Below are 23,857 nucleotides of genomic sequence, written 5' to 3' on the forward strand. Positions count from 1 at the left end.
GGAGGTGCCTAAATTCATTCGGGAATTTGTCCCAAAACTATTGACAAGTTCCGAAGCGATTACCGAGCTTGGCTTGAGGAAATGCAACAGTAAACTTTATCCCAAAGATACAGTATTCATTACTGCCAGAGGAACGGTTGGGAAAATCATAATGCCCTCTATGGACATGGCGATGAATCAATCGTGTTACGCACTTCGCGGAAAGCAAGGAATAAGCCAACCCTATCTCTTTTTTGCGACGAGGGAGCAGATTGATTATCTGAAGAAGAACACAGGTGGCGCGACGTTCGACACAATCGTCGTCGATACCTTTAGACGAATGCTTGTTGTAAAACCGAGCAATGAGGTTGTTGTTCAGTTCTCGCAGTTTATTCAACCAGGAATGGAATTGATTCTAAATATCTTAAAGAAAAACACACTCCTCCGCTGCACCCGCGACCTACTTTTGCCCAAACTCATCTCCGGCGAGGTGGACGTGTCGGAGTTGGACATCACCGTTCCCGAGGAGGCTGAAAGATGAAAGCCACTGAAGCCAAGTTTCTGGATTTCATCAAAAAATCGCCGCAGTTTGTCATTCCCATCTACCAGCGTACCTATTCGTGGACAGAGAGGGAGTGCCGACAGCTCTGGGATGATATTATCCGTACCGGCAGCAGTGAAAATGTGTCAGCCCATTTCGTCGGCTCCATTGTCTACATTGAGAAGGGGATATATCAGGTGACGAGCCAATCCCCTCTTCTGGTCATTGATGGTCAGCAGCGACTTACCACGATGGCGCTCCTGATTGCCGCATTAGCCAAAGCGCTGGAGAATCTTCACGAAGGAAACCGAGAGCCGGTGGACGGATTTTCGCCCCGGAAGCTGCGTAATTACTATCTCATAAATCCTGAGGAAGAAGGCGAGCGGCATTACAAGCTCATACTCTCCCAGACAGATAAAGACTCGCTCATTGCGGCAGTCGCCGGTAACGAGCAACCCAAAGAACATTCCCTGCGCATCGTTGAAAACTATGGGCTCTTTGAATCATGGATTGCAGGCTGCAAGGGTGAGTTTGCCACGCTGTGTAAAGGTATCGCCAAACTAGTAGTGGTCGATATTGCGCTGAGCCGGGATCAGGACAATCCCCAGTTGATCTTTGAAAGCATGAACTCTACCGGTCGGGAACTGACCCAGGCCGATTTAATTCGTAACTTCATTCTGATGGGATTAGAACCGGCATTACAGACCCGACTCTATGAGAACTTCTGGCGACCTATGGAGCGAGATTTCGGGCAAGAAGGCTACAGCACTCACTTTGATAGTTTTATGCGTCATTATTTGACGGTAAAGACCGGCGATATTCCCAACTTGGACGCAGTGTACGACGCCTTCAAGACTCATGCCCGGTCCCCCAACGTAGTGGAGGCAGGAGTAGAATCATTAGTGGCCGATATTCGAGAGTTTTCACGCTATTTTTGTGTTATGGCCTTGGGGAGCGAGCAAGATCGCGATCTTAATCTCGCATTCCATGACTTGCGTGAGCTGAAGGTGGATGTTGCTTATCCATTTCTTTTGGAGCTATATCATGATTATGCGGGGAACATTTTATCAAAGCAGGATTTTCTTGCAGCAGTGCGCCTTGTCGAGGCGTATGTCTTCCGCAGGGCTATCTGCTCAATTCCTCCAAACTCACACAATAAGACATTTGCGACCTTCACTAAGATTCTCAAGAAGGATAGCTATCTGGAAAGTATCCAGGCTCACCTGCTTTTACTTCCCTCCTATCGGCGCTTTCCAAATGATGAGGAGTTCAAACGGGAATTACAGTTGCGCGATCTTTACAATTTCAGAAGCCGCAGCTATTGGCTGAGGCGATTGGAGAACCACGGACGCAAAGAGCGCTTAGAGGTTGACGAATATACCATTGAGCATATACTGCCTCAGAACGAAAAATTGTCCAAAGCATGGAAGGAAGCTCTGGGGGAAGAGTGGGAACATATCAGAGAAACAAAGCTTCATACCCTCGGGAACCTTACCCTGACAGGTTATAATTCGGAATATAGTGACCGCAGCTTTATAGAGAAGCGCGATATGCCTGGCGGCTTCAAGGAAAGCCCTCTTAGATTGAATCAAGGACTTGGTCAGCTTGAAAAGTGGAATAAAGAAGCCATCAGTAACCGCGCTCAATGCCTTAGCGAAAAGGCAGTGGCAGTCTGGCGTGCTCCGCAACTGGCCGCCGATGTTCTTGCAGCATACCGGCCCAGCAAGGAGAAGACCTTGGGCTATTCAATAGAGGATCATCCGCACCTTCTCAGTGGTGTAGGACAAAAGCTTTTCGATGCATTTCGCAAGGAAGTAATAGCAATGGATCCCGTAGTCAGTGAAGAGTTTCTCAAGTGCTACGTGGCTTATAAGGCCGAGACCAACTTTGTCGATGTGGTTTCTCAGGCCAAGCGGTTGATACTTACGTTGAACATGCCGTTTGCTGATATTACTGATCCGCGAAATCTGTGCAGGAACGTTTCCGGCATGCGTCGTTGGGGCAACGGTGATGTGGAAGTGGGGTTCGCCTCACTCGAGGAATTGCCATACATCATGGGGCTGGTGCGCCAGTCATTCGAACGGCAGATGGGGAATGGGGGTGGGCAATGACTCCTACATCAATTGTAATCACGAAAGAGGCCGGATAATGAAAACCAGCGATCTCGAAATTCTGCTCCAGGAAGGCGAAGGCGTGCTGCTGGAGTATAAGGAAGTCCTTTCCTCTTCCTTTGCCCGCGAGCTTGTGGCCTTTGCCAACACTGCGGCCCACCCCGCAAGTACCCCGCAGGAACCCCGCAAGTACCCCGCAAGTACCCCGCAAGTTCTGGCTGTACTCAATGCCGCTCTATCGGGAGAAAAGACGCGGGAAGAGCTGCAGGAAGCAGCGGGAATCATTGACAGGGAACACTTCCGCAAGCACTATATTGAACCCCTTCTCTCTCAGAATTACTTGGAACGAACCATCCCTTCGAAACCCAGAAGCTCGAAGCAACGGTACCGAATTACCATGGAGGGGCGCAGGGCTCTCGAAGCTTCAGCGAAGGAGAATGAACCATGACCCCCACCGGCTACACCGAAGATATCCTGGTCGAGCAACCGGCCATCGCCTTGCTGGCGGAGCTTGGATGGGAGACTATTAGCGCCTATCACGAGTTTGATCACGGAGCAAGTACACTGGAACGGGAGAACCGGGCCGAGTTCATCCTCACCTCCCGCCTGCGCCCAGCCCTGATGAGGCTGAATCCAGAGGCGCCACCTGCAGCCATAGCCCAGGCTATTGAAGAATTGACCCGCGACCGTTCACGAATGAGCGCAGTGGCTGCCAATCGTGAGCTCTACCACCTGCTTAAAAACGGCATCCGGGTCACTGTGCCGGATCCTGAAGGTGATGGCGAGACGGTGACAGTGGTGAGGATTATTGATTGGGATGACCCGGCCAACAATGACTTTTTGCTCTGCTCGCAGTTCTGGGTCACAGGCGAGATGCACACCCGCCGGGCTGACCTGGTAGGCTTTGTCAACGGTCTGCCTCTTCTGCTCATTGAGCTCAAGGCCGTACATCGCCGCCTGGAGACCGCATTCACCGGCAATCTGCGCGACTATAAAGACACCGTGCCTCAGCTTTTCTGGCCCAATGCCCTTATCATTCTCTCTAACGGCAGCCAGAGCCGCGTGGGGAGTGTGACCGCCGGCTGGGAGCACTTTGCTGACTGGAAGAAGGTGGGCAGTGAGGGCGAAACGGGAAGGATATCATTGGAAACAATGCTGCGTGGCATATGCACCCCCGCACGGCTGCTGGACCTTGTGGAGAACTTCACTCTATTTCAGGAAGTTCCCGGCGGGCTGATCAAGCTGACGGCCAAGAACCACCAGTATCTGGGCGTCAATAACGCATTGGAGGCCCTGGCTGACATACAGCAGCGGGCGGGCAAGCTCGGTGTGTTCTGGCATACCCAGGGGAGCGGCAAGAGCGTTTCGATGATATTCTTCGCCCAGAAGGTGCTGCGCAAAGTGCCGGGCAACTGGACTTTTGTGATAGTTACCGACAGACAGGAGCTGGATGGGCAGATCTACAAAAATTTTGCTTCTGCAGGAGTGGTGACCGAGGGCCGCGCCCAGGCAGAAAGCAGTAAACATCTGCGGCAGTTGCTCACAGAAGATCACCGCTATATATTTACACTAATCCACAAGTTCCGCACAGAGAAAGGCGAGGCTCACCCGGTGCTCTCTCTGCGGAGCGATATCATCGTCATCACCGATGAAGCTCATCGCAGCCAGTATGACACGCTGGCGCTGAATATGCGCACCGCCCTTCCCAACGCTGCGTTTCTCGCTTTTACGGGCACACCCCTGATCGTGGGTGAGGAAAAAACCCGGCAGGTCTTTGGCGACTATATCAGCGTCTATGACTTTCAGCAGTCGGTGGTTGATGGCGCGACGGTGCCACTCTACTATGAGAACCGCATCCCGGAGCTGCAGTTAATAAACGAAAGCCTCAACGAGGACATGGAGCGGCTGCTGGAAGAGGCTGAGCTGGACGAGGAACAGGAAAAGAAGCTGGAGCGAGAGTTCGCTCGCGAGTATCACCTGATCACCCGCGACGACCGCCTGGAGGCAGTGGCGAAGGACCTGGTGACACATTTCACAGGGCGGGGATTTCAGGGAAAGGCTATGATGATCTGCATTGACAAAGCGACGGCCATCCGGATGTACGACAAAGTAAAGAAGTGCTGGGGTGAGAAGATTTCGGCATTGCAGGTAGAGCTTGCTGGTGCAGACTGCGAGGCCCGCCAGGAGCTCGAACAGCGCATTGCACGAATGAAAGAAACCGACATGGCGGTGGTTGTCTCACAGGGACAGAATGAGATCGCAGATATGGCCGATAAGGGTCTGGACATTCGCCCGCATCGTAAGAGAATGGTTGAGGAAGACCTGGAAACGAAGTTCAAGAATCCCGAGGATCCCTTCCGGCTGGTCTTTGTCTGCGCCATGTGGATGACCGGCTTTGATGTGCCGAGCTGCTCGACCCTCTACCTCGACAAACCGATGCGCAACCATACACTGATGCAGACCATTGCCCGGGCCAACCGGGTTTATCCCGGCAAGGTGAGCGGTCTGATCGTTGACTATGCGGGAGTATTCCGAAATATAGAACGGGCATTGGCCATCTATGGCGCTGGTGGTGGAGGCGACAAGCCGGTGGAGGACAAAGCCGCTCTTGTGTCTGCACTGCGTAAGGCGCTGGAAGAAACCCGGGATTTTTGTCAGGAACAGGGAGTAAGCCTGGAAGCCATCCAAGCCGCCGAGGGATTTGCCCGTGTCGGCCTGCTCGATGATGCTGTAGAGGCACTGGTGGCTTCCGAAGAAGTCAAGCGCCGCTTTCTTGACTTGGCAAACACCATACAGCGGCTCTATAAGGCGGTGCTGCCAGACCAGGCTGCTCAGGTATTCTCAGCCGAGGTGATACCCGTGGAGGTAATCGCCTGTAAAATCAGGGCATTGACACCACCGGCAGATATCTCTCTGATCATGCAGCAGGTGGAGGCACTGCTCGACCGCTCTATTGCCACAGAGGGTTATGTAATCAGGGAGGCAACCCCTCCTTATGGCGACGAGCACTGGATTGACTTGAGCAGGATTGACTTTGAAAAGCTTGCCGAGAAGTTCCAAACGGGCCACCAGCGCACAATCAATGAGAAGCTCAAGGGGACGGTGGCTCAGAAAGTAATGGCCATGGTGAGGCTCAACCGCACGCGCATGAATTATCTGGAGCGCTTCCAGGAGATGATCGAAGCCTACAATGCGGGGAGCCTAAATGCCGAGGAGTTCTTCAAGCAGCTTCTGGCCTTTGCCCAGAGCCTGAATGAAGAAGAGAAGCGGGGCCTGAGCGAACAGTTGAATGAAGAAGAGCTCGCCCTCTTTGATATCTTGACCAAGCCAGAGATTGAAATGAGCGATGCGGACAGGGAGAAAGTAAAATCAACCGCAAAGGAGCTGCTTGCCACCCTCAAGACAGGCAAGCTGGTTCTTGACTGGCGGAAGCGGCAGCAGGCCCGGGCTGAAGTGCGGGTCACCATTGAGAAGGTGCTGGACCAGGGCTTGCCGAGAGCCTACACGCCGGAATTGTTCGAGCTAAAGACGACGGCCGTTTTCCAGCACGTCTATGACTCCTACTATGGCGCGGGTCGTAGCTTATATGCCGCAGCGTAAAGATGTGGAAATAAGAAGCCACTCTGAATATTGGGTAAAATTTTAGGGGACAAGAAGGAAAGTATCAAAAATGGAAAGGTCTTCAAAATCTCATTCATTCGGCGGAGATTGGACAGAAGAGAAATTGCTCAAAGTCCAAAAGTATCTCCAGGAATATACGAAGGCACTCAAAAACCAGCCTTTCATTACTTATTATATCGATGCGTTTGCGGGTACCGGATACCGCACTGTTAAAAAATCGGCTCACAAGGATGACCTTTTATTTCCCGAGCTTGGAGAAGATGACACCCAGCGCTTTCTTGATGGCTCTGCAAAGAAAGCACTTAAAATCATAATCCCGTTTTCACACTATATTTTTATCGAGAAGAGCAAATCCAAGGCAAAAGAACTGGAAGCTTTAAAAGATGAGCACCCGGAACGAGATATTCAGATAGTAATTGAAGATGCGAATCTTTATCTTGAGAAATGGTGCACTGCTATGGGCAGCTATGACAGAGCTGTCCTTTTTCTCGATCCTTTTGGGATGGAAGTGAAGTGGGAGACCATATCACATATAGCACAGACAAAGAAAATTGATATGTGGTATCTCTTCCCGGCAGGTGGTGTAATGCGGCACCTAAGGCGTGACGGGAAAATTGATGAGAAAGGACTGAACAATCTCAATACAATATTTGGCGATAATAATTGGTTCAATCATTTCTATGATAATATCAGGCAATTAGGCCTGTTTGGAAATGAAGACTATATTGTAAAAACTGCCGATTGTGAAGCCCTTAAGCAATTTCTATTGAAAAAGCTGAAATCGATATTTTCGGGAGTTGCAGAGAACCCTCTTATCCTCTGTAATTCCAATAATACTCCTCTTTATATTCTCTGCTTCGCTGCAGGAAATGAAAAAGGAGCTAAAGTTGCTTTGAAAATTGCGAATTATATTCTCAAGAGGTGAGCATATGGCATTGCAATCGTCGATAGAATGGACCGAAGCTACGTGGAATCCCATTACTGGGTGCAGCAAGATCAGTCCGGGTTGCCGGAATTGCTATGCGGAGCGCATGGCGAAAAGGCTTAAGGCTATGGGGCAAAAGAATTATTCACGGGGATTTGAGGTGCAGGTCCATGACCACTGTGCTGAATTACCGCTCCAATGGAAAAAGCCACAGATGATTTTTGTGAATTCCATGAGCGATCTTTTTCATGAAGCAGTTCCCGATGATTTCATTCTCAGAATCTTCGGCATTATGGCACACACCCCCTGGCACCGCTTCCAGATTCTCACTAAGCGCTCTGATCGCCTGAAGAAGATGAGCAGCAGGATCCCTTGGATGCCTCATATATGGATGGGAGTGAGCATGGAAAATGAAAACTATCAGTTCCGACTTGACGATTTGGTAACCACAGGGGCTCATTTGAAGTTTCTTTCACTGGAGCCTCTGCTTGGGCCTCTTAAAGAACTCCATCTTGGCGGAATCGACTGGGTCATAGCGGGTGGAGAGTCCGGCCCTCATGCACGGCCGATGGAGCCTTCCTGGGTCATAAACATTCGGGACCAGTGCACAGGCGCAGAAGTGCCCTTCTTCTTTAAACAGTGGGGCGGAATGAACAAGAAAAAAAACGGGCGGCTCCTTGAAGGCCGCACCTGGGACGAAATGCCAGCCAGTTAGAGCCCAGGGGCTATTCTCCTCTTAAGCAAACATTTGAGATTGTCGCTGCAGGTGTAACGGAATACAGACAATCTCTGTTTGCCGGGAGAATGCCCCTGGGCTCACTCTGCAGAGTTTTACAATGAGCGTCCGGCATAAAGGCGTTTCTGGCTCCGGTTTATTCGAAGCCTGCCGCATGGATGCGAATCTTTCTTGACAAACGGGTTGCAGCACATTATACTATATTTAATCTCAATGCTTGTAATCAAATATCCTAAGAAGAGTTACCGAAGATTTCTGACAAAAATCTTTCAAGAAGCTCCACATTATTGACTCTGTAACCTAAAGCACACACTTCAGGAGGGAACAATGACAAAGAAATCATCATGGCTTCTGATCCTGCTGCTTCTGGCGGTGCCCCTTATGCTTGACGGTTGTTCAGGCTCCTCAGGCGGGGACTCATCCACTCCATTTACGGGAAGCAGTGCGCCAATCGAGACGGGCAACCCGAATGGCCTGAGCTCCGAGATCGGTGCATACTCTCACGATAATATTGTGACCTTCACTACAGAAGAAAGCACTATTACTTTTTCAATGACGGGATACGACATTACGTCAGGGCAGCCATGGGATGGCGTCACCACTTCGCCTGAGGACGGCTTTCTCACTATTGACGTGAAATGCGGGAGAAAAGGCTCCTCGGGTCCCCTCAACTGGGTCAAAGACTGGGTGAGCGCCCACAATGCCAATCTCGTCTATGCCGATCAGAGCAACCCCTATTACCCGGGATCAATGAATTTTGCCCTCACCGGCATGCTGACCGTGGGGTACAGGACTTACAATATCTGTCTCGGACAGTACGGCTCATGGCCCGCCAACGTCTGGATGTGCGCCGGGGAGAATTTCACCGTGGGCAGCTTTCTTGGAAGCAGGGCAATACTTTCTCCTGACAAAGCGTATTATATCCTCGGCACCGGCAAGGACTACGAGTTCGTGGTAATGGACTCGGATATCGCAGGGGCTCAGAAAAGCAAATAATCCCCCGGCAGACTGACCTGGCATCAGCTTCAATATGAGGGCGCCTGAAGAGAGACGAAGAATTTTGACAGGCTCCTGAATCGAAGTGTTGAAGCCTTGCGGCGGTAATAGCGCCCCTCTTCGTCAAACTTTATGAGGCCCTCTTTCACCGCGAGGTCAAAAAACTCCCTGCTGTGCACGTAGTCATCGAATAATCTCACCAGCCTGTCATCCCACTGGTGGATTTCCGGGTCGCCCAGGATCCTTAGGGCCTCCTCCACAAAGAAGGCTTTCCTGTATGGCCTGTCGCTCGTCATGGCGTCAAAGGCATCGGCTATGGAGAGTATTTTTGAGCCGACAGGGATCTCGTCGCCCTTCAATCCCATGACATAGCCCTTTCCATCAAAGGACTCATGGTGGTAGCGCGCGTAAAGCCGTGCCCGGTCCATATGGTGAAGGTTCTTGATAATCTCGTCAGTAAGGGGAACATGCCTTCGAATGAGCTCCTGCTCGTCCCAGGAAAGGCCTCTCTTCTTTTTCAATATTTTATCGCTGATACCGATTTTTCCAATATCATGAAGCACGGCTGCCATCGAGACATCCTCGATTTCGTCCTCCGGGAGGCCCATTGCCCTCGCAAGCCCCGTGGAGTAAAGGCGCACCCTCTCCACGTGGCCCGCCGTGTATTCATCCCTTAACTCCAGGGCCCTGTTGAGCGACTCAATGAAATTCACCAGGATCTTCCGTTCCCTCTCCCAGAGGGAAGAGAGATTGATGGCAGTGGCAAAAAGGGTGCTCAGGTATCCCAGCCTCTCGAGGTCGTCCTGCCTGTAATAGCCATGCTCCTTCTTTGCCAGGTGGATATTGGCAAGCACCCTGTCCTCGTTTACCAGCAGGTAGTTCATCCACGACCCGTTCTCCAGGTATTCCGAGAGGGCCCTCGCGGCAGGCTCCTCTTTCCTCGTATCGGGAACAACCCGCGATTCCTTTTTCTCCAGTGAGAAGCGCGTGCTCTCCATCAGCACCCCTGAATCCTCAAGGCGCTTCCATTGCTCCTCCCGGTAGCCGCGCTTCAGCCGGAACCGCACCGCCGCCTCTTCCGTCAGTTCCATCGCGGCAATGTCAAACTCCTCGTTGTAGACGGAAATCTCTCCCATGTCGGCGTCAAATATCTCCATCATGAAATCCAGGATATCGAGGGAGGTCTTTTTCAGGTCGCAGTGGGCAGTGTTGATCCGCTTGAGGACCCTGTTGTATTTTCTTTCAAAGCCCATCGAGACGTTGATGGCCGTGGCGAGCAGCTCAGAGAGGCATCCCAGCCTCTCGAGATGCTCGCCGGTGTAATAGCCATGCTCCCTCTTGCCGAGGTGGACATACGCAAGCACGGTGCCGTCCTTGCACAGGACATGATTCATCCATGAGCCTATCTCCAGGAACTCCGAGAGAGCTTTCAGCCTCTCCTGCTCCGATCTCGTATCGGAAACCATCCGGGACTCTTTCTTTTCCAGAGCGAAACGTGCTCCTTCCCGCAGGATTCCCATTTCCTCGAGGGGCTTCCACTGCTCCTCGCTGTAGCCGTGCCTGAGGCGGAATTTCACGGCTTTTTCCTCATTGAAGGGCATCGTGCGGATATTGAAGTCCTCGTTGAAAACGGTAATCTCTGCCTTATCGGCGCCCAGAACATCAACGATGAGGCTCAGGACCTCGAAAGAGGTCTCCCTGAGATGGCTCTGCGAGGTATTGATCTTTTTCAGGACCCTGTTGAACTTCTGCTCAAAACTCTCCGTGAGAGGAATTCCCATTTTTCCACGCTCCTTGAAGTTCCGCCCTTTCACTCCGTGCCGGGGCGATTCACCCCTCACCACGGCAAATCCCGTCGATTCTCCCGTGGAGCCCGGGCAGCCCCTCTTTTCTGCAGGGGGTTTTGCGGTGACGATGAGATTATAGCAGAAGTGAAGGATTAAAGCAAAGCCCGGGAAAGAGGGGCCCATGAAAAGGGGTCGAATAAGAACAGGACTCAGAACCGCCTTAAGAGATGAAATATGGCACAGCAAAGAATCCCGGCGAGTCGCCAGACAACGGCTCACAATGAGTCTCCTGCGCAGAACGAGAACCCGGCAGAACAGGAAAGCCGGCCCCAGGACTGGGCAGCCCTTTCGATCAGGATCAGGGGGATTGTGCAGGGCGTGGGATTCAGGCCCTTTGTCTATTCCCTCGCCGGGGCCTGGAATCTGAGCGGCTATGTGCTCAACGACAGCGAGGGCGTCATGGTATGGGTGGAGGGACCGAAAGGCCGGCTGGGGGGATTCCTGCGCGAGCTTCCCCTCAAAGCGCCTCCCCGGTCCAGGATCCTGGAGCTTGCCGCCTTGCCCGGAGATCCCGAGGGCATTGAAGGCTTCACCATAAGGGAGAGCATGGCCCTGCAGCGTCAGGACATCTTCATCTCCCCTGATATCGCCACCTGCCCTTCCTGCCTTTCCGAGCTGCGGGACCCCGGCGACAGGCGCTCACGCTATCCTTTCATAAACTGCACCGATTGCGGCCCGCGGTTCACCATCATTGAGGGAAGCCCATACGACAGGCAAAAGACATCGATGAAAAGATTCCCCATGTGCCCCGAGTGCGGGAAAGAATACGGCGATCCTTCATCAAGGCGATTCCATGCCGAGCCCAATGCATGCAGCCTCTGCGGTCCTGCACTTACCCTTCTCGATGCGAAAAGCGAGCCGGTTTCGGTCGCGGATCCTCTCAGGGAGACGGTGAGACTGCTGGCCGAGGGCTTCATCGTGGCCGTCAAGGGCCTGGGAGGCTTTCACCTTGCCTGCAGCGCCTCCCGCGAGGACTCGGTTCACAGGCTTCGCAGCAGGAAGTACAGGGAGGACAAGCCCTTCGCCCTCATGGCCCCCGGCATGGAGAGCATAAGGCTCCACTGTGAGGTGAGCGCTCACGAGGAAACCCTCCTTGCCTCGGAGAAGCGGCCCATCGTGCTCCTGAAAAAGAAGCACCCTGAAAAGCTTGCGCCTTCCCTGGCGCCTGGCTATGACACCCTGGGCTTCATGCTCCCCTACACTCCCCTCCATCACCTTCTCTTTGATGAAGGGGCACCTCTCCTCGTGATGACCAGCGGCAACGTGAGCGACGAGCCCATCTGTTACAGGAACGAAGAAGCTCTCAGGCGCCTCGGGGAGATTGCCGATTACTTCCTCGTCCATGACAGGGACATTTACATGCGCTGCGATGATTCAGTCGTGGTAAGCTTAGAGAACCGTGAAATTCCCCTGCGCCGATCAAGAGGCTCCGTGCCTGAGCCTCTTATAGTCCCCCTGGTGTTCAGGCGCCCTCTCCTCGCCTGCGGCGGTGAGCTGAAAAGCACCTTCTGCCTCGGAAGGGAGAGCCTCGCATTTCTCTCCCATCATATAGGCGACCTGGAGAACCTTGAGACCCTGGATTCCTTTGAAAAAGGTATCGCGCATTTCTGCAGGCTCTTTTCACTTGAGCCTGAGGTTGTGGCATGTGATATGCACCCGGAGTATCTCTCCACGAAGTATGCCCTCGAAAAGTTCGGCGGGAAAGTTGTACAGGTGCAGCACCACCATGCCCATCTGGCGGGCTGCCTGGCAGACAACGGTATTGATGAGAAAGCCATGGGCGTCATTTTTGACGGCCTGGGCTATGGCGACGACGGAACCCTCTGGGGCGGCGAGTTTCTGCTGGGGTCTTACAGAGAATATGAGCGCGTTGCTTATTTCAAGCCCATCCCCCTTCCCGGCGGCACGAAAGCCATCAAGGAGCCCTGGCGCATGGCCCTCAGCGTGCTTTACAACGCAATGGGAGAGGATCTCTGGAGCGCCTCCATCCCCTTCGTAAAAGCAATTGACCATAGCAGGTGGCCGATACTCAGGAAGATGCTGGAAGGGGGCCTCGGGAGCCCCCTCACCTCGAGTGCCGGGAGGCTTTTTGATGCCGCAGGAGCCCTCCTGGGCATAAGGAGCGAGATCACCTACGAGGGCCAGGCGGCAGTGCTGCTGCAGATGGCTGCCACCGGCAGCACTGCTGAATGGTACGACTATGACGTCGTGCCCCGGGGCAATCCCTTTCCATATATCATTGACACAGGAAAAATGTTTACGGCAATGGTCCATGAGATTGAAAGGAACACTCCCCTCCCGATTATGGCTAAAAAATTCCACAACACCATGGCTCGAATCGTTGAAACGGTCTGCAGGAATATAAGGAGATCAGGTGGAACATCATTGGTGGCTTTAAGCGGCGGAGTTTTCCAGAACATGCGGCTCCTGGAGCTGTGCCAGGGGCTCCTGCTTGAGTCGGGGTTCACAGTATTGCTCCATGGAAGGATCCCACCCAACGACGGCGGCCTTTCCCTGGGGCAGGCCATGGTGGCAGAAGCGAGGTGTCGGTAATGTGTCTTGCGATTCCCACAAAAGTGATAAGCATTGAAGGAAAAAACGGGAAAGTGGAGTTCGGCGGCGTGGTGAAGGAAGTCTGCCTGAGCCTCCTCGATAATGTACAGGTGGGAGACTATGTGCTGCTCCATGCAGGCTATGCCATCGAGCGCATCAACGAAGAAGAGGCCTTTGAGACCATAAGGCTCCTGGAGAGCATCGTGAGCTATGAGGTTTAAAGAGGAGTTCCGCAACCATGATATGGCCCGGGCTCTGGCGGAAAAAATAGCCGGGGAGTCCTCCGGGCAGCCTATGACCTTCATGGAAGTCTGCGGGACTCACACTATGGCCCTTCACCGTTATGGAATCCCCGGCCTTCTCCCCTCCTCCATAAGACTCCTCTCGGGCCCCGGGTGCCCTGTCTGCGTGACGCCCAACGAGGCTGTGGACAGGGCTGTTGCCTATTCCCGCAAAGAGGGCTGCATTCTTGCCACCTTCGGAGATATGGCCCGCGTGCCGGGATCGGAATCGAGCCTCATGCATGCAAAGGCAGAGGGAGCCTCGGTGGCTTTCCTTTATTCCCCCCGGGATGCCATACAGCTTGCACAGTCGCGGAAGGACCGTATCGTTGTTTTTCTTGCAATCGGTTTTGAGACGACGGCACCCACTGTCGCCTCCATGATTGAGGAAGCCCGCGAGCTCGGCATCGGGAACCTCCTGGTCATCACGGCGATGAAGACCATCCCCATGGCTTTGAAAGCCCTCGTGAGCACTGAAGAGCTAGGCCTCGACGGCTTTCTCCTCCCGGGGCACCTGAGCGTCATCACAGGAACTTCCCTTTACGAGTTTCTCCCCGAAGAGCATGGGATTGCTTGCGTGGTGTCAGGTTTTGAGCCCCTCGACATCCTGCAGTCGCTTCTTATGCTGGTGAGGCAGGTCCGCCACAGGAGCCCCCTGGTGGAGAACCAGTATATCCGCGTCGTGAAGAAAGAGGGCAACAGGAAAGCCATGGCTCTCATTGCAAAGGTCTTCAGGGAAGGGCCCTCCCGCTGGAGGGGAATCGGCGACATTCCGGCCTCGGGGCTCTCCCTTGCCGGGGAGTACAGGGACTTTGATGCACTGGAAAAGCTTCCCGTAAGCATCGATGAGCCCCGCGAGAAGGAAGGGTGCCTCTGCGGGATGATCCTGCGGGGCCTCAGAACCCCCCGGGAATGCCCCCTCTTTGCCAGGGCCTGCACGCCGGAAGAGCCCGTAGGCGCCTGCATGGTGTCATCAGAAGGCACATGCGCCGCCTGGTATAAATACCGCCGCGGGGAGGAAACACCATGAGCGCCAGGGAGGAGAACATCCTGATGGCTCATGGGAGCGGGGGCATAGCCACCCACCGCCTGGTGAAGGATCTCTTCCTGCCCCTTCTCCAGAATCCCGTGATTGAGGCCCTCGATGACGCAGCTTCCCTCGAGATAGAGGGCAGGAGGCTCTTCTTCACCACCGACAGCTTTGTCGTGACGCCCCTGGTCTTTCCCGGCGGCGATATAGGGAAGCTCTCCGTCTGCGGCACCATCAACGACCTCGCCGTATGCGGCGCAGAGCCCCTGTATCTTTCATGCTCCCTCATCATGGAGGAAGGTCTCTCCATGGCGGTCCTCCGGAAGGTTATGGAATCATTGGCACGCACTGCCCTTGATGCAGGGGTGCCCGTCGTCACGGGAGACACCAAGGTCGTGGAAAAAGGCCATGCCGACGGCCTCTTTATCACCACCTCGGGGATAGGCATAAAGAGGGGGCACCAGCCGACAGGCGCCATCGAGGCGGGAGATGCCGTGATCATAAGCGGGACACTGGGGGATCACGGCGTTGCCGTCCTCTCTGCCCGCGAGGACCTTGCGCTCGAATCTCCCATAACAAGTGACTGCGCCCCCCTCCACAGGATGACAGCAGGCCTTCTCTCCGGATGCGAAGGCGTAAGATTCATGCGTGACCCCACCAGGGGAGGCCTTGCCACCACGGCCAACGAGCTGGTGGAAGGGATGCACTTCGGCATTAAATTCAGGGAATCGGCCATCCCGATAAAAGCCTCCGTCGAAGCCGTTTGCGACCTCCTGGGATTTGATCCCCTCTACCTTGCCAACGAAGGGAAGATCCTCGTCATCATCGACAGTGCCGAGGCACAGAAAGCCCTCGAGGCCCTTCAGAGCTTCCCCGAGGGAAAGGATGCCGCCGTCATCGGTGAGGTGACGGCAGATCACCCCGGGCGCGTGGTGATTGAGACCGCCATCGGGGGGACCAGGATACTTGATATGCTCGCAGGAGAGCAGCTCCCGCGGATATGCTGAAAGGAGATGCCATGAACACCGCTGAAAGTCCCTCTCATAAAGAAGCCACTGATCCCGTTCAACTTGACGACAGGTCCCTCGCCGCAGGACTCATCATGATAGAGCGCCCCGGCACTGAAGTTGACGGGAGCTTCAGAGAGGAGTACCGCCAGAATCCCTGGGGAGGCATTATTCTCTTCGGCAAAAACATCGCAGGTGCTGAGCAGCTTCGCGCCCTTACCGCCTCTTTCCAGGAGGCTGCGGGGGCTCAAGTCCCCCTCCTCATAGGCGTTGATCATGAGGGCGGCATCGTGTCAAGGTTCTCCTTCCCCTCCATCACGCCGCTCTGCGGGAACATGGCCCTCGGCGCCGCGGGAAAAAAGGAGTATGCTTACGAGTCGGGCCGGATCTGCGCCTTTGACCTGAGGGGCCTGGGAATCAACACCAACTTCGCTCCCTGTGTCGATGTGAACAGCAATCCCCTCAACCCCATCATAGGCGCCCGCTCCTTCGGCGAGTCGCCGCAGGCAGTGGCGGAGCTTGGAGCGGCCTACGCGAGGGGCCTCATGGACGGGGGAATCATTGCGTCGGCAAAGCACTTCCCCGGCCATGGCGACGTGTCAATAGACACCCACAGCGCCCTGCCTGCCATAAACCGATCCCGCGAGAGCCTCGAAGAGACTGAGCTTGTGCCTTTCCTCGCAGTAATACGCGAGGGCGTGGATATGGTGATGACATCCCATATCACCTTCCCTGCCCTTGATCCCTCGGGGCTCCCGGCAACGCTCTCCCGGGCCATCCTCACGGGGCTCCTGCGAGAGACCCTTCATTACGAGGGTGTCATAATCACTGACTCCATGGCGATGAATGCCATACGGAACGGCTTCGGCTATGCCGAGGCGGCCATCATGACCCTGGAAACGGGGGCCGATATAGCCATGCTCTGCGGATCCCGTGAAGAGCAGCTCGAGGCCCTTGAAGCCATCGTGAAGGCGCTTGAAAGCGGCAGGCTCAGCCGCGAAGCCTTTATTGCATCTTACCGGCGCATCCTCAGGCTGAGGGGAAAGGCCGGGGACCCCGTGCCTTCGGAGAGCCCTGTGAGCCACGAGAAAAACGACGGGGCGATGAAAGTCATCACCGAAGCATCAATCACCCTGGTGAAAAACGAGGGGGGAATGCTCCCTCTCACGGAGAAGGCAAAGCAAGACATCCTGCTGGTTTCACCTTCCCTCTTCCCCCCTTCGCCTCTTGGCGAGGCCCATATCAAGCCTACCCTGGCCCGTCACCTTGAAAAATTCGCCCCCCGGGTCACCTCCCTTGAGTTCGACGTGAAGTCCGGGGCCCATGACTCTGAAAAGCTCGCCGTGCTCGCTGAAAAAGCCTCGGCAATCATCTACACGGCCTTCTGCAACGGGAGGCTCCCCGAGGGCCAGAGGAAGATCGCCGCATCGCTTCTGCGCCACAGGGAAAAGCTCGCAGTGGCCTCTCTTAACAGCCCCTATGTGCTCATGGACATTGCCGATGTCAAAGCTTGCGTCAACTGCTATAATTACGGCGACCTCTCCACGGATGCCCTGGCGCGTGTCCTTGAAGGATCACTCAACCCCACCGGGAAGCTTCCCGTGAGCCTCCCAGGGCTTTACCCCCTGGGGCATTCACTATCATACCGTTAAGAGGAGCGCTTTGTTCAAGCAGGGAGATGTCATCCAGTCACGGTACACCGTAAAGAAGATCCTGGGCAAGGGGGGGCAGGTCCAGGTGTACCTTTGCGATGACAACCGGTCGGGAGGCGCTCCCGTGGTCCTCAAGGAGCTCCTCTTCAAGTGCTTCAATGAAGACGACAAGGAGAGGGAATACGGCCTCTTCTGCAAGGAGGCGAACATACTCAAGGATATCAGCCATCCCAGCCTGCCCAGGGTCTATGATCTCTTCGAGGAAGAGGGAAGCCACTTTATTGTGGAAGAGTATATCGAGGGGACGCCCCTCGATAAATACGCGAAGAAAACCGGAGGGAAGCTCAGCGAGGACCTGGTCCTCTCCATTGCCCTCCAGATGACAGCGGTGCTCAGCTACCTCCACTCGCAGGCCGTGCCGGTGGTGATAAGGGACATCAAGCCTGCCAACATGATCCTGACCGATGACGGCAAGGTATTCTTCATAGACTTCACCATCGCGAGGCACATGGTGGCTGACAGGGAGGACACCGTCCGCATGGGCTCCCCGGGGTACGCACCCCCTGAGCAGTACAGGGGCCTGAGTGACCCGCGCTCCGATATCTTTGCCCTGGGTGTCACGCTCCACCAGTTCCTTACGGGCCACGATCCCGTCGAGACGCCTTTCACCCTCCCCCCGGCATGCAAGCTCAACCACCGCCTCTGCCCCACCTGGGAATCCATAATCTGCAAGGCCACCCAGCTCTCACAGGACCTGAGGTACCAGGAAGCCGGGGAGCTTAAGGCCGACCTTGTCCTGCTCAATGAGGCCATGAAGGCGCGAGCCGCGCTCCGCCATGGGAAGAAGGCGTTCATGAAAAATGCATGGGCTGCCTTGCTCATACTGGCTATTATCGCCCTCGTGGCGGGAGGGAGCCTCATTCTCTTCAGGCAGTATGTGAAATCCGAATATGAGAAGCTCTATGGCTGCTTTGAAAATATGAAAGCTCTCTCCGATGCCCTGGAGCGCCATTATGACCGCACCGGCGAATTCCCCGATACCGTGGAGGAGCTCATTCCTCTCGATCTTCCTTCCCTACCCCTCTGCCCCAAGGCCGGGAAAGCCACGTATTCCATAGTGCGCCTCGATGAGAAGAGGGAATTCACGGGGGGGCGGGAGTATGTGGTCGCCACTTACAAAATAGGGTGCAGCGGCACCTGGCACAGGAACCTCCCCATGGAGCCCTATAAGTATCTCACCTACCGAAAGCTGGCGAAAAATGCCGGCAGGAACACCGTGAAAGGGGGAAAACAAAATGTCCCGTGAATCAATGCTCAAGGACGACCTTGAACAGGCCCAGGCCCTCATGAAGATACTCTACAGCCGCATGAAGCCCCTGGAATGCGTCAATGACGAAAACAAGGAGACTCTCTCTTACAGGATAGCCGAGATTATGACGGCCTGCAAGAACCTCTATACCAGGATACTCCCCAGGCTGCTGGACGACACGACAGGCGAGGATTTCTGGGATCTCCTCTGCGAGATGAGGATGCATTACCTGAATATCCTGGACATCATCAACGAGTTCGACGAGACTTTCCTCGCCTCCATCAAGCAGGAAGAGGAAGAAGACACCGGCGGCGGGGAAGATGACGACGAGGAACAGGGCTGAAGCCCTGCGGCGCTGCGTTCAGTGAGCGTGAAGGCCTGCAAAACCCGCTGCGGCGCTGTCAGCAAGTATAAAAGCCTGCTCCCTGGCTATCCGTCCTGCCGGGATCGAGTCATCGCCGCTCTTCAGGCGTGAGAGCGCATCGGCTTTCCCGCTTCCCGCCACAAGCCACAGGATGCGCCTTGCGCGGTTGATGAGAGGAAAGGTAAGGGTCATTCTCATCCTTCCCTGGTAGGTCCCCGTCAGGGCGACATCTCTATCGGCCACGTCAAGGACAGGGTCGCCCGGCACCAGCGAGGCCGTGTGGCCGTCACTGCCCAGGCCCAGGTGGACCAGGTCAAGCTGTGGCGGCGTTCCCGCGATACCGCGGAGAGCTCTTGCATATTCTCTGGCCGCCAATTCAATATCCTGCTGTTCCACGGGCATTGCCAGGATCTGCTCAGGGCGGAGCGGCGAGGGGCCGAGAAGGCATTCCTTAAGGCCGGTGAGGTTCCGGTCTGGACCTCCAGAAGGTGCGACGCGCTCATCGACCTGAATTATTGAGAGGCTCTCCCAGGGGAGATCTTCCCCGGCAAGGTGCCGGAGCATCTTCCAGGGCGTTTTCCCGCCGCTCACTGCGAGAGTAAACCACCCCCTGGCTTCCACAGATTCCCATGCCTCGCGGGCTATGAAGGCGGCAGCCTTGCGGGCAAGGAACTCCTCGTCGGGAAATACCATGATCTCCATGGAAAAATTATATCCTGCCGCACGGGGAAAGTCAAAGGCTCTCAGGGAGAGCCAGTCTCCAGTCCGGCCCTTGAGAGGTCACCCGGCTTCTGTTATAATTAGCATGAGGCACTTTCAAGCGAGGAACTATGACTGGAAAGGAATTTCTCAACTCAGTCACAGGTGGTAAATCTGACGTGATTGGGTTCCTGCTTGCCCTTCTCAGCGAATCCGGAGTAGACTACTGCGTGATAGGAGGCCTTGCGGTGAATGCTTATGCTGAGCCTGTGGTGAGCCTTGATCTTGATATCGTTCCTGTTCTGGAGACCCTGGATTCCTTCCTGAAAAATGCCGAAAAAGCCTTCAGAATTGAGCGGTTTCCTCATAGCATCAATCTTACTCACCCCCACTCGGATCTGAGGATACAACTGCAGACTGACGAAAGGTATCAGGATTTTCTTAAAAGCGCGGTCACCAGAAATGTTCTTGGCTATGAGATGAAGGTGGCCTCGATGGAGGATCTGCTGCGCGGAAAAAGCTGGGCATATCTTGACGAGGAGAGAAGAAAGAGCAAGAGGCAGAAAGATCTTGCCGATATCCTCCGCCTTATCGAAGAGCACCCCCACCTGAGAGAGCACCTGCCGGAGGCTCTCAGGGGTCTGTAACCTGCAGGGCTCCTCACGCCCTGGACAGGCACACGCTTAGTACTTAGAGATGGTCATGATATTTTTTAACAATTTGTTTATGGCCTATAAGATTATTTTTTATTACAATTCATGCAGGCAAGTTTCGTGGGATTTTTCACCACAGAGAGGGAGCTCAGCAATGACCGCAGCAAGACGTTTCAACGTCTCGGGGGTACTGCTCGTTATTCTCATCTCTCTGCTTCCCGGCATCACGGGGTGCAGCGGGGGAGGGGGAGACTCTGGCGCCACCACATGGTGGGGCGGCGGAGGGGAGACTGCCCAGACCTACGCGGTCTCCGGCACGCTCCGCGACACCATAAGCGCTGCTCCCGTCCAGGGCGCCGCATGCACCCTCTTCCAGACGAAGAGCGGCGGCTTCCTGAAAGATTTCATGAGGGCTCCTAAAGAGACGGTGACGGTGAGCACCACCACGACTGCTGCCGACGGCACATACCGCTTCACCGGCATTCCCTCAGGGACCTATACCCTCAAGTTCACCAAGGCCGACTATGTCACCCTGGAAGTCACCGACCTCTCGGTGACCTCGGACACCTCCAATGTTGATAAGACCGTAGTGCAGACCTCCCAGTGGAACCAGATCGCCGGGCCCGACGCGCCTTATGATGCCACCAAGGATTATGTGATAGTCGATGCTTCGCTCCCCTCCAAGGGCACTTCAGGCATCGCGGCCACCATTACCCCTTCCACCGGCGTGAAGATCGGCTACTTCACCGATGGGACACCTCCCACTATTGACTGGAATGCCACGGGGACCTTTTCAAACGGCAGGATCATATTCTATGGCCTCACGCCGGGAACAAAATACACCATCACCTTCGCGCTGTCAGGCTATTCGTTCCCGGCTCTCAGCGTAAATTCGCCTGCCGGTGGCGGCGTCGTGCAGAATTACAACATCTATGCCACTTCGCCCACTCCCACACCCACTTCGACGGTCACTCCCACCCCGTCGCCCACACCCACCCCGACGACTTCACCTACCTCTTCACCGACACCCACCACGTCGCCCGGAGGCGGCGGAGGAGGAGGCGGCGGGGGCACAGGCAACGTGCAGGGCAATGTGAAATCCGGCGGTGATGGCCTTGAAGGAGTCACGGTGACCGTAGGCGGCAAGACGGGGACTACCAATGGTAACGGGAACTATTCAATAGCGAATGTTCCTGCTGGAGCCAGCCAGGATATCACGGGCACCAAGGCAGGCTATGCTGATTATTCCGGCAAGGTGGATGTCACGACAGGGGGGACGGCCACCCATGACTTTGAAATGACTATGATTCCCGTGATTACCAGCATCGACCCGGTTTCAGGCTATGCGGGAACAGAGGTCACCATCAAGGGGACCACATTCGGCGCCATCCAGGACACCAGCACGGTGACGTTCTTCAACGGCAAGGATGCGGTAATAAAAACGGGAGGATGGAGCGACACCAGCATTGTATGCTACGTGCCCGACGGCGCCGCCACCGGAGATGTTCAAGTGACCACCGCGAGCGGGAGCGGCACCAGGAGCTTCACTGTTGACACGGTTCCCGCCGGCATTACGTGGAAATTCATAGGGAACTATGGCTTTGCAATGTACAATGCATTTTTTACTGACGCAGACTATGGGTGGATTGTAGGAGCAAGTAAAATCTTATTTACCACTGATGCAGGGGCGACTTGGACTGAAAAACCCACTCCCGGTACATCGAGATCAGTCTTTTTTCTGAATCGCTCGGACGGATTTGCACTTTTTGACACATTTGGTGTTTACAGTACTACAGATGGAGGGAATAATGGGGTTTCCATGGGAGGGCCGAATATTGTCACTTCCTATGCGGTGCAGTTTTTTAATGCCACCGATGGCTTTGCCGCGGGGCACCAGGCGCTCTACAGGGCCAGCAGCGGCGGGGCGGGAGGCGTTACCTGGACTCCAAAAGATAATGGGGGTATAAACATAGACGATATCTATTTCCAGGATACTTCTACCGGGTGGATTGCGGGAAACAAGGACGGAGTGGCAGTGGTATACAGAACTACTGATGGTGCAGACACGTTGACTGAATCATATAAAGATACCAGCGGAGATCATTTTTTCAGCTTATGCTTCCCAAGCGGTACCAACTGCTGGGTTGGAGGGAGCAATCCAGGCGGCACCACGCCCGTTATCGCCCATACCACTGATGGTGGTAAAAACTGGGCCAAACAGACTTTTCCTCCCGGAACCGGCAAGGGGATCTACCGCCTCCATTTCCCCAAAGGGAATATTCAATACGGCTGGGTGGTGGGAGTTGGTGGATTCATAGGAAGGACCACTGACGGCGGGAACACCTGGACCGTAGTGGACACTCCCGTAGATGGAGCGAATACCTGGCCTGCTGTTGATGCAGGCGTGGTGTTCTTTACCTCGGTCACCACAGGGTGGTTTGCCAATACCAATGGAGATATATGGAAGTGCACCCTGACACCTTAAGTGAACTCAAACCCGGTGTATGAAAGAACCCCCGGGGCGCCTGCCGGCCCCGGGGATTTCTTTTTTATGGACAGGACGTGATCCTCTCAACCGGGTCTTATGATTCCTTACATCTCTCCAGTAAGTGAGTAGAATGCTAACATACTGGAGACGCACTCGGGTTCAGGGAGAATATCGTGGGTAAGCCGGGGGATCCCGTAATAACTGCTTGCAAAGGATCCTGAGACGAAATAGGGAATGGCCGGGGATGCACGTGGGTTATGCTGAACGGCTTCTCCGGCATTTCGCATAGACATATTCCGGGTCAAGATCGGCTCCGCACTCCCACTCGACAGTATCAAAGGCCACGCGCACCTTTTTAAAGGCATCAGGGTCCTTTATCCGGCGGAATATGCCGAATTCAAGGAAAGGCTTCAGGTCAAGGCTGCCGCTCTCCCCATTTTCAAACTCGACGAAAAGCACATAGTCATCGCTTGGAATAGCCTTGGTTACGGGAGAATACATATAAATCCTCCTGTCAGTTACTGAAGAGGCGCTATTTTAAATGGCTCCTCACCGTTCATCACGAGCCTCCAGTCAGCCATAAGCTCTTCCTGATGGAGCTCCGCCCAGGCGAGGGCCAGCCGTGCCTGTCTTTTGGGGAGCTCTCCTTCAATTATCTCGCACAGGCTTATGTCCACTGTTGCCTTGTAGTCGTTGTAATAGACATGAAAATGAGGCGGAGGATGCTCGCCCGGCGCGAAATACATCCTGATAATAATCCCATAGAACATTGAGATGGTCGGCATTACTGAACCTCACCCATAAATTTCCCATATATATCTTACCATACTGCAACCACAGTGTAAACGTTTTCATTTCATTAGAAGAGCAGGCGCCTGCAATTATGGGTGGGTCCACTCCCTCCGGATTGGAATCAGAAGAGAAGAGCTTCTCCAGAGGGTGCGGAGCTTATAGATATTTCATATTTGTCATATTCTCGGTGTTTCCCCTCGGTCTCATTGCCGTATGAAGCACTGGAGGCTACCAGGCTTCACATGGATGACCTCCAGGGTCATTTTTGACCTC

Annotated in this window: 20 protein-coding genes; 16 read left to right on the forward strand and 4 right to left on the reverse strand. The window is 54.6% G+C overall.

Features of this window, described 5'->3' with window-relative positions; translation table 11 throughout:
- From RDV48_22930 to RDV48_22960, 7 genes are all read left to right on the forward strand, one after another.
- Positions 1-520, forward strand: a 520-nt coding sequence (locus RDV48_22930) for a restriction endonuclease subunit S (protein ID MDQ7825673.1), incomplete at its 5' end; no start/stop codon positions are given.
- Positions 517-2,631, forward strand: coding sequence for a DUF262 domain-containing protein (locus RDV48_22935; protein MDQ7825674.1), 2,115 nt, complete (start codon positions 517-519; stop codon positions 2,629-2,631). The genes RDV48_22930 and RDV48_22935, both read left to right, overlap by 4 nt.
- Positions 2,632-2,668: 37 nt before the next feature.
- Entirely contained in the window at positions 2,669-3,079 is a 411-nt protein-coding gene (locus RDV48_22940) for a hypothetical protein (GenBank protein MDQ7825675.1), read from the forward strand.
- Entirely contained in the window at positions 3,076-6,231 is a 3,156-nt protein-coding gene (locus tag RDV48_22945) for a type I restriction endonuclease subunit R (GenBank protein ID MDQ7825676.1), read from the forward strand. The genes RDV48_22940 and RDV48_22945 overlap by 4 nt, the downstream gene beginning before the upstream one ends.
- Positions 6,232-6,301: 70 nt before the next feature.
- Positions 6,302-7,177, forward strand: coding sequence for a three-Cys-motif partner protein TcmP (gene tcmP / locus RDV48_22950; protein MDQ7825677.1), 876 nt, complete (start codon positions 6,302-6,304; stop codon positions 7,175-7,177).
- Positions 7,178-7,181: 4 nt separating this feature from the next.
- Positions 7,182-7,892, forward strand: a complete 711-nt coding sequence (locus RDV48_22955) for a phage Gp37/Gp68 family protein (GenBank protein MDQ7825678.1) — start codon at positions 7,182-7,184, stop codon at positions 7,890-7,892.
- A gap of 348 nt (positions 7,893-8,240) precedes the next feature.
- The gene (locus tag RDV48_22960) at positions 8,241-8,909 is read left to right on the forward strand and encodes a hypothetical protein (GenBank protein ID MDQ7825679.1); all 669 of its coding nucleotides are present in this window, start codon (positions 8,241-8,243) and stop codon (positions 8,907-8,909) included.
- 29 nt (positions 8,910-8,938) lie between these two features.
- On the opposite strand, the gene RDV48_22965 is transcribed toward RDV48_22960, so the two are convergent.
- Positions 8,939-10,690, reverse strand: a complete 1,752-nt coding sequence (locus RDV48_22965) for an HD-GYP domain-containing protein (GenBank protein ID MDQ7825680.1) — start codon at positions 10,688-10,690, stop codon at positions 8,939-8,941.
- 240 nt (positions 10,691-10,930) lie between these two features.
- On the opposite strand from RDV48_22965, the gene hypF reads away from it, so the two are divergent.
- From hypF to RDV48_23000, 7 genes are read left to right on the forward strand one after another with little or no spacing between them, the layout of a single operon-like run.
- The gene (gene hypF, locus RDV48_22970) at positions 10,931-13,309 is read left to right on the forward strand and encodes a carbamoyltransferase HypF (protein MDQ7825681.1); all 2,379 of its coding nucleotides are present in this window, start codon (positions 10,931-10,933) and stop codon (positions 13,307-13,309) included.
- Positions 13,309-13,530: a HypC/HybG/HupF family hydrogenase formation chaperone gene (locus tag RDV48_22975; protein ID MDQ7825682.1), complete on the forward strand. Its 222-nt coding sequence runs from the start codon at positions 13,309-13,311 to the stop codon at positions 13,528-13,530. Before hypF ends, RDV48_22975 begins: the two co-directional genes overlap by 1 nt.
- Complete coding sequence (gene hypD / locus RDV48_22980) at positions 13,520-14,620, forward strand: hydrogenase formation protein HypD (GenBank protein MDQ7825683.1); 1,101 nt, start codon at positions 13,520-13,522, stop codon at positions 14,618-14,620. The genes RDV48_22975 and hypD overlap by 11 nt, the downstream gene beginning before the upstream one ends.
- Positions 14,617-15,627 (forward strand): hydrogenase expression/formation protein HypE, encoded by a 1,011-nt coding sequence (gene hypE, locus RDV48_22985; protein ID MDQ7825684.1) that lies wholly within the window; start codon positions 14,617-14,619, stop codon positions 15,625-15,627. The genes hypD and hypE overlap by 4 nt, the downstream gene beginning before the upstream one ends.
- 11 nt (positions 15,628-15,638) lie before the next feature.
- Positions 15,639-17,279: a beta-N-acetylhexosaminidase gene (gene nagZ / locus RDV48_22990; protein MDQ7825685.1), complete on the forward strand. Its 1,641-nt coding sequence runs from the start codon at positions 15,639-15,641 to the stop codon at positions 17,277-17,279.
- 10 nt (positions 17,280-17,289) lie between these two features.
- A complete protein-coding gene (locus tag RDV48_22995) occupies positions 17,290-18,585 on the forward strand; it encodes a serine/threonine-protein kinase (protein MDQ7825686.1) in 1,296 nt (431 codons plus the stop codon).
- Positions 18,575-18,931 (forward strand): hypothetical protein, encoded by a 357-nt coding sequence (locus RDV48_23000; GenBank protein ID MDQ7825687.1) that lies wholly within the window; start codon positions 18,575-18,577, stop codon positions 18,929-18,931. The genes RDV48_22995 and RDV48_23000 overlap by 11 nt, the downstream gene beginning before the upstream one ends.
- An 18-nt stretch (positions 18,932-18,949) precedes the next feature.
- Here the strand turns inward: RDV48_23000 and pgl are convergent, their stop codons facing one another.
- On the reverse strand, positions 18,950-19,654 hold the full coding sequence (gene pgl / locus RDV48_23005) for a 6-phosphogluconolactonase (protein ID MDQ7825688.1): 705 nt from the start codon (positions 19,652-19,654) through the stop codon (positions 18,950-18,952).
- A gap of 128 nt (positions 19,655-19,782) precedes the next feature.
- On the opposite strand from pgl, the gene RDV48_23010 reads away from it, so the two are divergent.
- The gene (locus RDV48_23010) at positions 19,783-20,298 is read left to right on the forward strand and encodes a hypothetical protein (GenBank protein ID MDQ7825689.1); all 516 of its coding nucleotides are present in this window, start codon (positions 19,783-19,785) and stop codon (positions 20,296-20,298) included.
- Positions 20,299-20,458: 160 nt separating this feature from the next.
- Positions 20,459-22,789, forward strand: coding sequence for a carboxypeptidase regulatory-like domain-containing protein (locus RDV48_23015; GenBank protein MDQ7825690.1), 2,331 nt, complete (start codon positions 20,459-20,461; stop codon positions 22,787-22,789).
- Positions 22,790-23,047: 258 nt separating this feature from the next.
- Here RDV48_23015 and RDV48_23020 read toward each other — a convergent pair whose 3' ends face one another.
- A complete protein-coding gene (locus RDV48_23020) occupies positions 23,048-23,293 on the reverse strand; it encodes a DUF2442 domain-containing protein (protein MDQ7825691.1) in 246 nt (81 codons plus the stop codon).
- Positions 23,294-23,310: 17 nt separating this feature from the next.
- Positions 23,311-23,577, reverse strand: a complete 267-nt coding sequence (locus RDV48_23025; protein ID MDQ7825692.1) for a DUF4160 domain-containing protein — start codon at positions 23,575-23,577, stop codon at positions 23,311-23,313.
- Positions 23,578-23,857 lie beyond the last annotated feature (280 nt).

This window comes from Candidatus Eremiobacterota bacterium, from assembly GCA_031082125.1.
Lineage (GTDB): Bacteria > Vulcanimicrobiota > CADAWZ01 > CADAWZ01 > Ess09-12 > Ess09-12.

Bases quoted from the DNA above. Each gene is read 5' to 3' on its own strand.
- RDV48_22935 (MDQ7825674.1), top strand. From the start codon at position 517: ATGAAAGCCACTGAAGCCAAGTTTCTGGATTTCATCAAAAAATCGCCG.
- RDV48_22940 (MDQ7825675.1), top strand. From the start codon at position 2,669: ATGAAAACCAGCGATCTCGAAATTCTGCTCCAGGAAGGCGAAGGCGTG.
- RDV48_22945 (MDQ7825676.1), top strand. From the start codon at position 3,076: ATGACCCCCACCGGCTACACCGAAGATATCCTGGTCGAGCAACCGGCC.
- tcmP (MDQ7825677.1), top strand. From the start codon at position 6,302: ATGGAAAGGTCTTCAAAATCTCATTCATTCGGCGGAGATTGGACAGAA.
- RDV48_22955 (MDQ7825678.1), top strand. From the start codon at position 7,182: ATGGCATTGCAATCGTCGATAGAATGGACCGAAGCTACGTGGAATCCC.
- RDV48_22960 (MDQ7825679.1), top strand. From the start codon at position 8,241: ATGACAAAGAAATCATCATGGCTTCTGATCCTGCTGCTTCTGGCGGTG.
- RDV48_22965 (MDQ7825680.1), bottom strand. From the start codon at position 10,690: ATGGGAATTCCTCTCACGGAGAGTTTTGAGCAGAAGTTCAACAGGGTC.
- hypF (MDQ7825681.1), top strand. From the start codon at position 10,931: ATGGCACAGCAAAGAATCCCGGCGAGTCGCCAGACAACGGCTCACAAT.
- RDV48_22975 (MDQ7825682.1), top strand. From the start codon at position 13,309: ATGTGTCTTGCGATTCCCACAAAAGTGATAAGCATTGAAGGAAAAAAC.
- hypD (MDQ7825683.1), top strand. From the start codon at position 13,520: ATGAGGTTTAAAGAGGAGTTCCGCAACCATGATATGGCCCGGGCTCTG.
- hypE (MDQ7825684.1), top strand. From the start codon at position 14,617: ATGAGCGCCAGGGAGGAGAACATCCTGATGGCTCATGGGAGCGGGGGC.
- nagZ (MDQ7825685.1), top strand. From the start codon at position 15,639: ATGAACACCGCTGAAAGTCCCTCTCATAAAGAAGCCACTGATCCCGTT.
- RDV48_23000 (MDQ7825687.1), top strand. From the start codon at position 18,575: ATGTCCCGTGAATCAATGCTCAAGGACGACCTTGAACAGGCCCAGGCC.
- pgl (MDQ7825688.1), bottom strand. From the start codon at position 19,654: ATGGAGATCATGGTATTTCCCGACGAGGAGTTCCTTGCCCGCAAGGCT.
- RDV48_23010 (MDQ7825689.1), top strand. From the start codon at position 19,783: ATGACTGGAAAGGAATTTCTCAACTCAGTCACAGGTGGTAAATCTGAC.
- RDV48_23015 (MDQ7825690.1), top strand. From the start codon at position 20,459: ATGACCGCAGCAAGACGTTTCAACGTCTCGGGGGTACTGCTCGTTATT.
- RDV48_23020 (MDQ7825691.1), bottom strand. From the start codon at position 23,293: ATGTATTCTCCCGTAACCAAGGCTATTCCAAGCGATGACTATGTGCTT.
- RDV48_23025 (MDQ7825692.1), bottom strand. From the start codon at position 23,577: ATGCCGACCATCTCAATGTTCTATGGGATTATTATCAGGATGTATTTC.